Here is a 13,710-nt window from a genome sequence, read left to right as displayed (position 1 = left end):
AAGGAGAGTTTCATGGCAACTCAGAATGTTTCCGAAGAACAACTGCAGTCGCAGTTTACCTATATTGACGCGGTAGCCCGCCTGTTGGGAGACAAGCGTCCCAAAGCCTATACGCATACGTTTGGCTGCCAACAGAACGAGGCGGATACCGAGCGTATCCGCGGCATGCTGTCCGAAATGGGCTACGAAATGACCGATACACCGGATGCGGCGGATTTTATTCTTTTCAACACCTGCGCTGTGCGTGAGCATGCCGAGGATCGTGCGTTCGGCAACATCGGCGCACTCCGCCACCTGAAAAAAGAGCGGCCGGACATTGTTATTGCAATGTGCGGCTGCATGGCCCAGCAGGAGAAGAACGTCGAGAAGATCAAGAAAAGCTATCCGCAGGTCAACCTGCTGTTCGGCACGCATGCGCTCTGGCGATTTCCGTCATTGCTGTACCGCGTGCTGACCGAGAAAAAACGCGTATTTGACATCGGCGGCGAGGACGATATCGCCGAAGGCCTGCCGGTGCTGCGTGCCAAGGGCGCAAAGGCGTGGCTGTCCATCATGTATGGCTGCAACAACTTCTGCACCTACTGCATCGTACCGTATGTGCGCGGCAGAGAGCGCAGCCGCCGACCGGAGGAGATCGAGAAAGAACTGCGTGAGCTGGTCGCGGCGGGTTACAAGGAGATTACGCTGCTCGGCCAGAACGTCAACTCCTATGGTAAGGATCTCGGCATTGACGTGGATTTTGCCGATCTTCTGCGCCGTCTCAACGCCGTGCCCGGCGATTTCTGGCTGCGGTTTATGACAAGCCACCCGAAGGACGCGTCTCCCAAGCTGTTCTCTGCTATGGCAGAGTGCGGCAAGGTCGCAAAACAGCTGCATCTGCCGTTCCAGTCGGGCAGCGACGAAATCCTGCGGCGCATGAACCGCCGCTATACGGCAGAGCACTACAAATCGCTGATTGCGGATGCACGGTCGAAAATGCCGGATATTACGCTGTCAAGCGATATTATCGTCGGTTTCCCGGGCGAAACGGACGAGGATTTTGAGGATACCTTAAAGCTGGTGCAGGATACCCGGTTTGATCTGCTGTTTACCTTCCTGTATTCGCCTCGCACGGGCACGCCCGCAGCCTCCTATGAGGATAACGCTACGCCGCAGGATAAGCAGCGCCGCTTCGAGCGCCTGCTCAAGGCGCAGGATGAAATCGTTGCTGAAAAGCAGGCGGCGTATCAGAGCAAAAAGCTGCGGCTGCTTGTGGACGGTAATGCCAAAGGACCGGAATATCCGTTTACCGCCCGTACCGAGGGCAACCTGCTTGTCTGCGTACGCGGTGACGATATCAAAATCGGTGAATTTATCGAGGCAGAGATCGAGAAAACCTCGCTTCGCTGTCTGTTTGCACACAAATTATAAGAAAGAGGTAAGAACATGGCTGAACTGACGCCCATGATGCAGCAGTATTTTGAGATCAAAAACAAAAATAAAGATTACATTCTGTTTTACCGTCTGGGCGATTTCTACGAAATGTTCTTTGACGATGCCAAGCTGGTCTCCCGCGAGCTGGAGCTGACGCTGACCGGCCGCGACTGTGGTCAGGGAGAACGTGCACCGATGTGCGGCGTACCGTATCACAGTGCGGAAGGCTATATTGCCAAGCTGGTGCAGAAGGGTTACAAAATTGCAATCTGTGAGCAGATGGAGGACCCGAAAAAGGCAAAAGGTCTGGTCAAGCGCGAGATCATCCGACGCGTGACACCGGGTACGGTCGTGGAAGCCTCCATGCTGGATGAAAATCGGAACAACTTTCTCGGCTGCGTATACGCAGCCGGTGGTTCTGTCGGCGTATGCTTTGCTGATATTACGACAGGTTCGGTGTACGCGACCGGATCGGATAACTGGAATGACATAACCAGTGAGTTCGGACGTTTTGTGCCGCGTGAGGTGTTGGTCGGCGGCGGAGCCATTTCTGCAGACAGCCTTCAGTCCTTTCTGAAGGAACGTCTGGAGGCGCTTATCGAGCCGATGCCGGAGGAGTGCTTTGAGGCACAGCGCAGTGCGGAACGCATTCAGGAGCACTTCAAGGTGCAGGACTTTGACGCTGTCGGTCTGACCGACCTGCCGTGCACTGTGCGGTGCCTCGGCGGTCTGTTGGATTACCTTGAACAGACGCAGAAGGCCAGCCTTTCCAGTCTGAATCAGCTGCAGGTGTACCATCAGGGTCAGTACATGGAGCTTGACCTGATCGCACGCCGCAATCTCGAGCTTTGCGAGACCATGCGCACCAAGGAGAAAAAGGGCACGCTGCTGTGGGTGCTCGACCACACGCGCACGGCAATGGGCTCGCGCCTGATTCGTCAGTGGATTGAAAAACCGCTGTATAATCCGCTGCATATTGCACGCCGTCAGCAGGCGGTAGGTGCATTGTGTGACGATGTAATTGCCCGCACGGCATTGACGGACGCACTCAAGCGGGTGTTCGATATGGAGCGCCTGATCGGGCGTGTAGCCTACGGCACTGCAAACTGCCGTGATCTGCGTGCGCTGTCGGCGGCAATTTCTTGTCTGCCGGAGATCAAAACGCAGGCTGCTCTGTTCGGCCAGGCTATGCTGCGCGAGCTGACCGGCAAGATTGATCTGCTCGAAGACATCCGCGCGCTGGTCGAGCAGGCCATTGTAGACGAGCCGCCGATTCTTCTTCGGGAAGGCGGCATGATCCGCAAAGGCTTCAATGAGGAGATTGACCGTCTGCGCGACCTTGCGTCCGGCGGCAAGGGCAAAATTGCCGCAATCGAGCAGGCGGAACGCGAGCGTACCGGCATCAGCAAGCTGAAAATCGGCTACAACCGTGTGTTCGGCTATTATATTGAGGTCAGCCGCTCCAATGCGGAGGCGGTTCCAGAGAACTATATTCGTAAGCAGACGCTTGCGAACAGCGAGCGCTATATCACCGAGGAGCTGAAACAGCTCGAGAGCACCGTGCTCGGTGCACAGGAACGCCTGACCGCACTCGAGTACGAAGTATTCGTTTCTGTACGCGACCAGATTGCCGCCGAGGTACACCGCGTGCAGAAGACCGCGCAGGCTATTGCAACGCTTGACGTTCTGTGTGCTCTGGCCGATGTGGCTTGTGATAACAACTATGTTTGTCCGGTGGTTGATTTTTCTGACCGCATTGACATCAAGGACGGTCGTCACCCGGTTGTTGAGAAAATGCTGTCCGACAGTCTGTTCATCCCGAACGACACCTTGCTCGACAGCAAGGAAAACCGCGTTGCTATCATCACCGGCCCGAATATGGCAGGCAAATCCACCTATATGCGGCAGGTGGCGCTGATTGCCATCATGGCGCAGATTGGCTCGTATGTACCGGCCTCATCCGCGCATATCGGCGTGGCAGACCGCGTGTTTACCCGTGTCGGTGCGTCGGATGATCTGGCAAGCGGTCAATCCACCTTCATGGTGGAGATGAGCGAGGTCGCGGACATTCTGCGGCACGCTACCAAGTCCAGCCTGATCATTTTGGATGAGATTGGCCGCGGAACCTCTACCTATGATGGCATGAGCATTGCCCGCGCAGTCGTAGAGTATGTAGCGGACAAGAAGCGCATCGGCGCACGCGCGCTGTTTGCAACGCATTATCACGAGCTGACGGTGCTTGAAGATCTGGTCAAGGGCGTCAAGAATTACAATATCGCAGTTAAAAAGCGCGGGGATGACATTACGTTCCTGCGCAAAATCGTGCGCGGCGGCGCGGATGACAGCTATGGCATTGAGGTTGCAAAGCTGGCCGGTGTGCCGAATCCGGTCATCAAGCGGGCAAAGGCTGTGCTGGCTGATCTGGAATCCACCATGCCGAAAATCGAGCTGCATGCCGTAGCCGAGGAACCGGAAGACGTTCCGCAGATTACGATGGATTCGCTCTCCGGCGATGCCGTAGCCGAACGTCTGCGTGCACTGCAGGTGGACACCATGACGCCGATCGAAGCGCTCAACGCACTGTATGAGCTGAAAAAGCTGGTTTAATCATTTATCAGGGCAGGAAAGACCAAGCATGATTTGTTCCGGAAAGGAAAACAAAGAAAAATGGCAGTGATTCATGAATTATCTCCGCATCTTGCGGATCTGATCGCGGCGGGAGAGGTTGTTGAACGGCCGTCCTCTGTGGCGAAGGAGCTGGTCGAGAATGCGATCGACGCAGGTTCTACCCGCATTACAGTGGAGATTGAAAACGGCGGCATTACCTATCTGCGTATTGCGGATAACGGCTGCGGCATGTCGGCAGAAGACGCGCCCGTGGCTTTCCGCCGCCACGCGACCAGCAAGCTGCGTACCGAGGAAGATTTGAACGCCATCGGCACATTGGGTTTCCGCGGTGAAGCATTGGCTGCGATTTCGTCGGTTACGCGCATTGATCTGTTTACGCGTCAGGCAGGTTCGATTGCGGGTCTGCACCTGCATCTGGAAGCCGGTGAGATTCAGACACAGGAGGAAGCCGGCTGTCCGGAAGGCACAACAATCGTTGTGCGCGACCTGTTCTTCAACACACCGGCTCGCATGAAGTTTCTCAAAAAGGACTTCACCGAGGCGGGTTACATTCTCGGCGTAGTACAGCATGCGGCGCTCTCCCATCCGGAGATTGCGTTTACGCTTATTCGCGACGGCAAGCAGGTATTCTCGTCGGACGGCAAGGGCAAGCTAATTGCACCGGTGTTCGGTGTATTCGGCAAGGAAATGACTGCCAATATGATTGAAGTGCCGATGACCGAGCGCAACGGTATGACCGTACACGGCTACATTGTCAAGCCGCACGCCGGACGTGCCAACCGTTCGATGCAGCACTTTTTCGTCAATGGACGCTATGTCAAGAGCCGTCTTATGCAGGCTGCAATGGAAGAGGCCTATCGCAATGCGATTATCACCGGAAAGTATCCGTCTGGTGCGGTTTTCCTTGATCTGCCGCTGTCAGCGGTCGATGTCAACGTGCATCCGGCAAAAACCGAAGTCAAATTTTCGCAGGAAAAGCCGATTTTCGAAGTCGTGTATATTGCCTGCAAGAATGCACTTGCCGCAAACGACAATATGCCGCATCTGGAGCATAAAGAAAAAGGGACAACTGCCGCGCCGCGTGAGGATAATCTGACGCACGAGCAGCAGCGATTTGCGATTCCGAAGCCGGTGGACCCCAAGCCGTTTGCCGCGCCGCGTGTAAAGCCAACACCGATTACACCGGTAAAGAACGGCGAGGAAGCACCGGATTTAGAGGATTTTCTCGTTTCGATCCCGCCAAAGGCAGAGCGTCCGCGCAGTGCATCGGGTTATCTATCCGCGCCGCGCATCCTGCAGGACGAACCGCAGGAACCGATTTGTCCGCGAATGGCACAGCCGGTTGAGTCGTCGGTCGCAGAACCAACACCTGCTGTGCATACGCCGGCGCCGGAGCCGGAAGATGAACCGATGGTTGTTGTGCCGCCTGTCAGCGCACCGGAGGTCAAGGATAAGCCGCAGATCCTGCAGCCGCTGGATGCCGGTGTGCGTGTAATCGGCGAATGCTTCCAGACGTACATCATTGCTGAGGACAAGGACGGCTTGATTCTCATCGACAAGCATGCCGCGCATGAACGTATTCTGTTTAACAAGCTGCGTGCGGAGACCGATATGCCGCAGCAGCAGCTTCTCACGCCTGTAATTGTAGAGCTGACCGGCGAGGAAGCCGCCGCTGTGCAGTCGCAGATCGTGGACATCCGTCAGGCAGGCTTTGCCATCGACAGCTTTGGCGAGAACAGCTTTGCCGTACGCAGTGTGCCCGCTTATCTGGATAGCGGCGATGTGCAGAGCGTCATCAGTGAATTGGCCGAAAAGGCGATGAACAGCCGTACCACCGTGCCGGATCGTCTGGATGATTTGATTCATACAGTAGCATGCAAGGCGGCTATCAAGGCAGGCAAGCCAACCACGATGACCGAGTTGCAGGACCTGTGCGAGCGGGTGCTGAGCGATGACAACGTGCGTTCCTGCCCGCATGGCAGACCGACGACCGTTCGTCTGACCAAATATGAGCTTGACAAGATGTTCAAGCGTGTAAATCAATAAAAAGTGAGGAAACAGCATGGAAAACCGTTTGATCTGCATCTGCGGACCGACTGCCAGCGGCAAAACCGCCTTATCGGTCGCATTGGCGCAACAACTGCATACCGAGATCATTTCTGCGGATTCCATGCAGCTTTACCGCGAAATGGATATCGGCACCGCCAAGCCGGATATGAGGGAACGGCAGGACGTACCGCACCATCTGTTCGATGTATGCGAGCCCGGCGAAACGTTTTCAGTGGCGCGGTATGTCGAACTGGCAGACGCTGCTGCGCAGAATATTCTGTCGCGCGGGATGACACCGATCGTTGTTGGCGGCACAGGATTGTACATGGACGCGCTCATCGAGTGCAGCGTATTCTCCGGCGACGAGACCGACCTGACCGTGCGTGAGAAATATCAGCGGATGGCGGCTGAGCAGGGCAATCAGGCGGTACATGACTGTCTGGCTAAGGTAGATCCGGCCGGAGCGGAACGTCTGCACCCGAATAATCTCAAGCGCGTCATTCGTGCTCTTGAGGTGTATGAGCAGACCGGTATGACGATCGACGAATTTAACCGCAGGAACAAGCGCCCGGAGCCAAAGTATGATGCGCTCAAGATCGGTGTTTGCCCGTCTGATCGTGAAATTCTGTATGACCGCATCAACCGCAGAGTGGATCTTATGATGGAAAACGGTCTGCTGGAGGAGACGAAACGGCTGGTGGAGCGCGGTCTGCTGACCGGCACTGCCGCGCAGGCCATCGGCTACAAAGAGCTGCTCGGCTATCTGAGCGGCGAGCAAACATTGGAAGAATGTACCGAATTGCTCAAGCGCCGCAGCAGAAATTATGCAAAACGTCAGCTTACCTGGCTGAAAAGGGATGACAGCATCCACTGGATATATTATAATAGTGGAGAAGAACTTCCTTTCGTCTTACAGGAAACGACAAAATATCTTCAAAACCACGGTGTACAATGATACCATAAATTGTAATTTAAACTGGAGGAATCATTGTGCGAAACGAAATCAACTTACAGGACAGAATGCTCAGTGCACTGCGTCAGCAGGCGCAGAACATCACCGTATTTTTAACGAACGGCTTTCAGATGCGCGGTATTGTCCGCGGATTCGACAGCTTCGTTGTGATTTTGGAGAGCGACGGAAAACAGCAAATGATCTATAAGCACGCAATCTCTACTCTGATCCCACAGCATAGAGTCGATCTCCATGCACCGAGAGGGGAGCGTGCGGAACAGTGAACATATACGAGGTCTTTACATGGGACAACAGACAAAAAGCACAAAATCCAAGCCGCGAAAACGGCGGAATGACGGCGGAAACCGCGTTGTATTTATCATTGCGGCGGTGCTGATGGTGATTTATCTGGGCGGCCGTCTTTCTAACGCTTTTTCGGCTGCACCGGAGACCACACCGGCTCTGCATGTCACAGTTAATGACAGCTTTACGAGCGATGGCTGGTTCTTCCGCGATGAAGAACCGATCGACAATGCCACGGGAAGCTCGGTCAAGCACATCGTGTACAGCGGTGAACGCGTACAGCAGGACGCACCGCTAGCGATCATCTATTCCGATCAGGAATCTATGGACCTGAGCCGACAGCTCGATCCGCTGGAGGAACGTATTTCTCTTCTGGATACGGCGCTGCAGTCCGCATCGGACAGCTCAAACATCGCAAAGCTGGATCAGGTCATCACGCTGACGATCGAGCAGCTGGCTGAGCAGGTGAAGGAAGGCAGCGGTTCTTCGGTCGCATCTGCCGCAAGTTCGCTGCGCACGCTGTCGCTGCGCCGTGAGGCAGGCAACGTGGATACCAACGAGGTATCTGCCGAACGTGACGCTTTGGTTTCTGAGCAGTCCTCGCTTGAGCATCAGCTTACCGGCCGGACCACGGAACTTACTGCATCTTCGTCCGGATATTTCTCCGAGGTAGTGGATGGATACGAGAGTATTCTCACACCATCCTCACTGGATGAGATGACCGTGGAGCAGTTTGACAAGACCGTTGCGCAGCAGCCGTCTGCTGAGAACAGCAATTCGCTCGGCAAGATCGTCAAGGGATTCAACTGGTATCTGGCAGCTAAGATTCCGGCCGAGCAGGCCGAGCGTCTGCAGGTCGGTCAGGAGCTGACGGTAAACTTTACGCAGGCTTCGATGGAATCCAAAGTAACCGTACATTCCATCAACCATCAAGGTGACAGCGATACAGCTCTGCTGGTGATGGAAGGCACAGAATTCAGCAGTGAAATGGTTTCCATGCGCGAACAGCCGATCGAAATTATCATTGCGACCTACACCGGACTCAAGGTGCCGAAGAGTGCCGTCCGCGTGCAGGAACAAACAGACAGCGACGGAAAGACTACGCAAATCCCCGGCGTGTTCATCCTGAGCGGCTCGATACAGAAATTCAAAATGATCAACGAGCTGTTTGAGGCGGACGATTATTATGTCGTCGAACAGAGTGCGACCGACTCCGATATGCTGGTCGAGCGAGACCAGGTTATCGTTCAAGGTAAAAATCTGCAAAACAATATGGTGGTGAAAACATGACGGAGCAAGAAAAGAAAGAACTGCAGGAACGCGTAAAATCTGTGATCGAGCGCGTCAACAATGCCGCCGTGCAGGCAGGGCGCGATCCCAGTGAAATTACGCTGGTGGCTGCGACCAAAATGAATGACGCCGAGCGCGTGCAGGCAGCCATCGAAGCAGGCATCCGCGTGTGCGGTGAAAACCGTGTGCAGGAGCTGCAGGAAAAGTATGAACAGGACGCCTACGATGGCGCAGACCTTCAGTTTATCGGCACGCTGCAGACCAACAAGGTCAAGTACCTGATCGGCAAGGTTTCGCTGATTCAGTCAGTCGGCTCGGTTCATCTCGGCGAGGCTATCGCCAAGGAAGCCGAGAAGCGCGGTGTTTGTCAGGATATTCTTCTGGAGGTAAATATCGGCAGAGAAGCCGCAAAAAGCGGTCTTCCGCCCGAAGAACTGCACGATGCGATCGTGAAATTGAGCGCAAAAAAGTCACTTCATATCCGCGGATTGATGGCAATTCCTCCCGTTGCAGATGAAAAAACAAAAAATTCAAACTACTTTACCGAAATGCGTCAAGTATTTATTGACATTTTGACGAAAAAATACGATAATGTAGATATGGATTATTTGTCTATGGGAATGACGAATGATTTTGAAACGGCGATTGCGTGCGGAGCGAACATGGTTCGCGTGGGCACGGCGATCTTTGGCAAACGGCCGTATCAGATCGTTTCGCCTTAAAACATAAGGAGGAACTTGGCATGGGTTCAATCAAAGGCTTTATTGATTGGGTAAAGGGCAGCGAGTTGGAGGACGACTACGAAGACGAGATGCCCCGTCAGAGAAACGAAGAACCTGCGATGGATAGCGAGCCATCATCTTACAATAGAAGATCCTATGACCGTTCGTACGACAGTGATGCACAGGACGCGCCTCAGGTGCGCCGTCACGATCGCAGCGATAAGGTTGTAAACATCAATACTACTACACAGCTGGCTGTGGTTCTGGTCAAGCCGGATCGCTTTGAGGCGGCTGCAGAGATTGCAGATCATCTCAAGGACAAGCGCACGGTTGTCCTCAATCTGGAGCAGACCAACAAGGATATTGCCCGCCGTCTGGTGGACTTCCTCAGCGGTGTTGCATATGCAAACGAAGGCAAGATCAAGAAGGTTGCAAACAGCACCTATATTATCACACCCTACAATGTTGATATTATGGGCGATCTGATCGACGAACTGGAAAACAGCGGTATGTATTTCTAAGCGCAGATCGTGAGTACTATCGTGAACAGCTTGGTAATATATTTCGTAGGTAGCTTATTGCGCATTCTGCAGTTTATGTTTTTTGCACGGGCAATCATGAGTTGGTTCGTACAGGGCAGCGACTCGAAAATCTACGAGTTTCTGTGCCTTGTTACCGAGCCGCTCATTCAACCTTTTCGCAGTCTGCTGAGCCGCGTGAGTGCACTGCGGAATTGTCCGTTTGATTTTGCGTTTATGCTGGCATTTTTTGTTCTGATTGTTTTAGAACAAATGGTATATATGCTTTAAGCCTGCCGGACAAACGGCGCTGATTTTGGTCGGGCGCAGCCCGACCATTTTTCCGTGTCAGTACGGCAAATGATATAAAGACGGAGGAAAAACATATGACGGTGCAGGAAATACAAGAAATCGGCTTTGAAAAAGCAGTTTTCGGCGGATATGACATGAAGTCTGTCGATACTTTTCTCGAGCGTGTTGCAGAGGAATTTGCAGCGATGCAGAAGGAAAACGCTGCTATGAAGGCAAAAATGAAGGTGCTGGTCGATAAAATTGAAGAATACCGCGGTGTTGAAGAAGGAATGCACCGTACCCTACTGACCGCTCAGTCGATTGCACAGGAGACAATCGACAAGGCAAAGAAGGAAGCAGAGGAGATCATTGCTTCTGCGAAGGATGAAACCGCAAACAAGGTGAAAGACACCCAGGCGGAAATCAACACCGAGGAACAGAAACTGGAGACTGCCCGCAAGAACACTGCTGAGTTCATCGCTCATGTAGCAAAGCTGTATCAGTCGCAGGCAAGAGCACTGGCAGAGTTGGCGAAGGGCGAAAACCTCGCTCCGGTACAGCAGACTGAAGATGCAAAGAACACAAATGCGACTGGGAAGGGCGATGCACCGGTGGAAGATGCAACGCGTAAATTCGACTTCGGCGAACTGCAGTTCGGCACTGAATACGACCCGAAGGACGTTAAGTAAATAAGCGAAAGGACTGAATACTGCACAATGCAGCAGGATTACAACAACACGATCAATTTGCCCAAAACCGAATTCCCGATGCGTGCCGGTCTGCCGAAGCGTGAGCCGGGTTTTCTGGAAAACTGGGAGAAGAACGACCTCTACCATGAACTGATGAAGAAGAACGAAGGCAAGCCGCTTTTCGTTCTGCACGACGGCCCTCCGTATGCAAACGGCAATCTGCATATGGGTCATGCACTGAATAAGATCCTCAAGGATTTTATTCTGCGTTCGCGCAATATGATGGGTTATCAGGCTCCGTACATTCCGGGCTGGGATACCCATGGTCTTCCGATTGAGCGTCAGGCAATCAAGGCTTACGGCATGGATCGCAGCAAGGTTTCCACTGCGGAGTTCCGCTCCAAGTGTGAAGAGTTCGCACACGATCATGTCAATACCCAGCGTACCCAGTTTAAGCGTCTGGGCGTTATCGGCGACTGGGATCGTCCGTACCTGACCCTGACCCACGATTACGAGGCTGCTCAGATTGAGATTTTCGGCGAGATGGCTAAGAAGGGTTACATCTACAAGGGTCAGAAGCCGGTTTACTGGTGCCCGCACGACGAGACCGCACTGGCTGAGGCAGAGATTGAGTACAAGGATGTTCCGTGTAAGTCTATCTTTGTAAAGTTCGCTGTAACCGATGACAAGGGTGTTATCACCAAACTGCTTGGTACCAAAGAGAACGTATATTTCGTAATTTGGACCACCACTACCTGGACCATTCCGGGCAACCTTGCAATTTCTCTGAACCCGAACTTCGAGTATGATTTCGTTAAGGTTCCGAACGGCGAGGTTTATGTTCTGGCCAAGGAACTGGTTGCTTCTGTTATGAAGACTGCCGGTATTGACAGCTGGGAAGTTCTCGCAACCGTTCTTGGCTCTGATCTGGAGCTGATCAAGACCAAGCACCCGCTGTTCGACCGTGATTCTCTGGTTATCACCGGTGATCATGTAACGCTCGATGCCGGTACCGGCTGTGTTCATACCGCTCCGGGCTTCGGTGCTGATGACTTTATCGTTTGCCAGAGGTATAACATCCCGATCATCGTTCCGGTTGACGGCAAGGGACGCCATACCGCTGAATCCGGCAAGTACGAGGGTATGTTCGTTGACGATTCCAACGAGGTTATTCTCAAGGATCTGGATGACTGCGGCGCACTTCTCGCAACCGAGGACATCGTGCACAGCTATCCGCATTGCTGGCGCTGCAAAAATCCGATCATCTTCCGCACTACTGAGCAGTGGTTCTGCTCTGTTGATGCGCTCAAGGATGACGCAGTCAAGGCTTGTGAGGACATCAAGTGGATTCCCGGCTGGGGTCAGGAGCGCATGACCTCCATGATCCGTGAGCGTTCTGACTGGTGTATTTCCCGTCAGCGTGTTTGGGGTGTTCCGATTCCGATCTTCACCTGCAAGAAGTGTGGCAAGCCGCTGGTAAATGAGCAGACGATTAAGACCGTTGCTGATCTGTTCCGTGAAAAGGGCTCCAACGCATGGTTCGACATGACGGCTGCTGAGATTCTGCCGGCAGGCACCAAGTGTGAGTGCGGCTGCAGCGAATTTGACAAGGAAACCGACACCATGGACGTATGGTTCGATTCCGGTTCCTCTTGGCGCGCTGTTATCGAGAACCGCGAAGGCCAGAAGACCCCGGTTGACGTATATCTGGAAGGCAATGACCAGTATCGCGGCTGGTTCCAGTCCTCGATGCTGACTTCTATTGCTACGCAGGGCAAGGCTCCGTACAAGACGGTTATCACCCACGGTATGATCGTTGATGAGGAGCGCCAGAAGATGTCCAAGTCTCTGGGCAATGGTATTGCTCCGGAGGATATCCTCAAGCAGTATGGCGCAGATGTAATGCGTCTGTGGGTTGCTTCTTCTGACTACCGTCAGGATATGCGTATTTCCAAGGACATGCTCAAGCATCTGTCGCAGAACTACCTCAAGATCCGCAACACGGCTCGCTACATCCTGGGCAACCTGTTTGACTTTGATCCTAAGACCAACGCTGTTGCATACGCAGATATGCCGGAGTTGGATAAGTGGGCACTGATGAAGCTGAACGACCTTGCTGCAAAGGTTCGTGAGGGATATGATAGCTACGAATTCCACACCGTATTCCATGCAATTCATAATTTCTGTGTTGTTGATATGTCCAACTTCTACCTCGATGTGATCAAGGATCGTCTGTACTGCGATGAGACCGATGGTCTGAGCCGCCGCTCTGCACAGACTACGATCTATCGTATTCTGAGTGCGCTGGTTCGCATGCTGTCTCCGATTCTGTGCTTTACCGCAGACGAAATCTGGCAGGCTATGCCGCACGCTGCTGAGGATGATGCTCGCAACGTAGCATATAACGAGATGCCGCAGGCTGACGAGGCTTTGTCCTTCAGCGATGAGGATCGTGCTAAGTGGGACAAGCTGACCGCATTCCGCGATGACGTAAACAAGGCGCTCGAGGGTGCGCGTACCGCTAAGACCATCGGCAAGCCGCTGGAAGCATGCGTTACTGTTTACGCTGACGCTGAGCAGGCTGCATTCCTGAACGGCTGTGGTCAGGATCTGGCTGATCTGTGCATCGTTTCCGAACTTGATGTGGTTGCCGGTGACGGCGAGGGCGCTGCAAGCGAGAATCTGCCGGGTCTGAAGATTGCTGTTGCCCGCGCAGCAGGTGAGAAGTGCCTGCGCTGCTGGAAGCAGGCTAAGACCGTTGGTTCTGATGCAAAGCATCCGGGGCTGTGTGCTCGCTGTGCCAAGGTTGTAGGCTAAAAGAAGAATCCAAGGGGGAGCAGAGCAATTCTGTTCCT

11 protein-coding genes are annotated in these 13,710 nt (G+C 53.6%); all 11 read left to right on the top strand.

Annotated features, from left to right (window positions below; all coding sequences use genetic code 11):
• Window positions 1-12 precede the first annotated feature (12 nt).
• The 11 genes from miaB (at window position 13) to ileS (ending at window position 13,672) form a co-directional block, all read left to right on the top strand.
• A complete protein-coding gene (gene miaB, locus PG722_RS10460) occupies window positions 13-1,410 on the top strand; it encodes a tRNA (N6-isopentenyl adenosine(37)-C2)-methylthiotransferase MiaB (protein ID WP_118359421.1) in 1,398 nt (465 codons plus the stop codon).
• 15 nt (window positions 1,411-1,425) lie between these two features.
• Window positions 1,426-4,020, top strand: coding sequence for a DNA mismatch repair protein MutS (gene mutS / locus PG722_RS10455; RefSeq protein ID WP_270580501.1), 2,595 nt, complete (start codon window positions 1,426-1,428; stop codon window positions 4,018-4,020).
• A gap of 60 nt (window positions 4,021-4,080) precedes the next feature.
• On the top strand, window positions 4,081-6,087 hold the full coding sequence (gene mutL, locus PG722_RS10450; protein WP_270384733.1) for a DNA mismatch repair endonuclease MutL: 2,007 nt from the start codon (window positions 4,081-4,083) through the stop codon (window positions 6,085-6,087).
• Window positions 6,088-6,103: 16 nt separating this feature from the next.
• Window positions 6,104-7,045 (top strand): tRNA (adenosine(37)-N6)-dimethylallyltransferase MiaA, encoded by a 942-nt coding sequence (miaA, locus tag PG722_RS10445; protein ID WP_118359415.1) that lies wholly within the window; start codon window positions 6,104-6,106, stop codon window positions 7,043-7,045.
• Between the two features lie 32 nt (window positions 7,046-7,077).
• On the top strand, window positions 7,078-7,326 hold the full coding sequence (hfq, locus tag PG722_RS10440; protein WP_199667438.1) for an RNA chaperone Hfq: 249 nt from the start codon (window positions 7,078-7,080) through the stop codon (window positions 7,324-7,326).
• Between the two features lie 19 nt (window positions 7,327-7,345).
• A complete protein-coding gene (locus PG722_RS10435; protein ID WP_270580500.1) occupies window positions 7,346-8,635 on the top strand; it encodes an HlyD family efflux transporter periplasmic adaptor subunit in 1,290 nt (429 codons plus the stop codon).
• A complete protein-coding gene (locus PG722_RS10430) occupies window positions 8,632-9,357 on the top strand; it encodes a YggS family pyridoxal phosphate-dependent enzyme (protein WP_118359411.1) in 726 nt (241 codons plus the stop codon). The genes PG722_RS10435 and PG722_RS10430 overlap by 4 nt, the downstream gene beginning before the upstream one ends.
• Before the next feature lie 20 nt (window positions 9,358-9,377).
• Window positions 9,378-9,878, top strand: a complete 501-nt coding sequence (locus PG722_RS10425; protein WP_243022707.1) for a cell division protein SepF — start codon at window positions 9,378-9,380, stop codon at window positions 9,876-9,878.
• A 9-nt stretch (window positions 9,879-9,887) separates the two neighbouring features.
• Window positions 9,888-10,166, top strand: a complete 279-nt coding sequence (locus PG722_RS10420; RefSeq protein ID WP_147358098.1) for a YggT family protein — start codon at window positions 9,888-9,890, stop codon at window positions 10,164-10,166.
• 95 nt (window positions 10,167-10,261) lie between these two features.
• Window positions 10,262-10,855, top strand: coding sequence for a DivIVA domain-containing protein (locus tag PG722_RS10415; RefSeq protein WP_117488033.1), 594 nt, complete (start codon window positions 10,262-10,264; stop codon window positions 10,853-10,855).
• 27 nt (window positions 10,856-10,882) lie between these two features.
• On the top strand, window positions 10,883-13,672 hold the full coding sequence (ileS, locus tag PG722_RS10410) for an isoleucine--tRNA ligase (protein ID WP_118359407.1): 2,790 nt from the start codon (window positions 10,883-10,885) through the stop codon (window positions 13,670-13,672).
• Window positions 13,673-13,710 lie beyond the last annotated feature (38 nt).

The sequence above is a fragment of the Butyricicoccus sp. OF27-2pH9A genome, assembly GCF_027693185.1.
GTDB classification, from domain to species: Bacteria; Bacillota; Clostridia; order Oscillospirales; family Butyricicoccaceae; genus Agathobaculum; species Agathobaculum butyriciproducens.
The sequence above is the reverse complement of the archived record's forward strand: the minus strand, read 5'-3'. Positions and strand labels throughout refer to the sequence as shown.

Coding starts and splice junctions, on each gene's coding strand:
- miaB (WP_118359421.1), top strand. CDS start 13: ATGGCAACTCAGAATGTTTCCGAAGAACAACTGCAGTCGCAGTTTACC.
- mutS (WP_270580501.1), top strand. CDS start 1,426: ATGGCTGAACTGACGCCCATGATGCAGCAGTATTTTGAGATCAAAAAC.
- mutL (WP_270384733.1), top strand. CDS start 4,081: ATGGCAGTGATTCATGAATTATCTCCGCATCTTGCGGATCTGATCGCG.
- miaA (WP_118359415.1), top strand. CDS start 6,104: ATGGAAAACCGTTTGATCTGCATCTGCGGACCGACTGCCAGCGGCAAA.
- PG722_RS10435 (WP_270580500.1), top strand. CDS start 7,346: ATGGGACAACAGACAAAAAGCACAAAATCCAAGCCGCGAAAACGGCGG.
- PG722_RS10430 (WP_118359411.1), top strand. CDS start 8,632: ATGACGGAGCAAGAAAAGAAAGAACTGCAGGAACGCGTAAAATCTGTG.
- PG722_RS10425 (WP_243022707.1), top strand. CDS start 9,378: ATGGGTTCAATCAAAGGCTTTATTGATTGGGTAAAGGGCAGCGAGTTG.
- PG722_RS10415 (WP_117488033.1), top strand. CDS start 10,262: ATGACGGTGCAGGAAATACAAGAAATCGGCTTTGAAAAAGCAGTTTTC.
- ileS (WP_118359407.1), top strand. CDS start 10,883: ATGCAGCAGGATTACAACAACACGATCAATTTGCCCAAAACCGAATTC.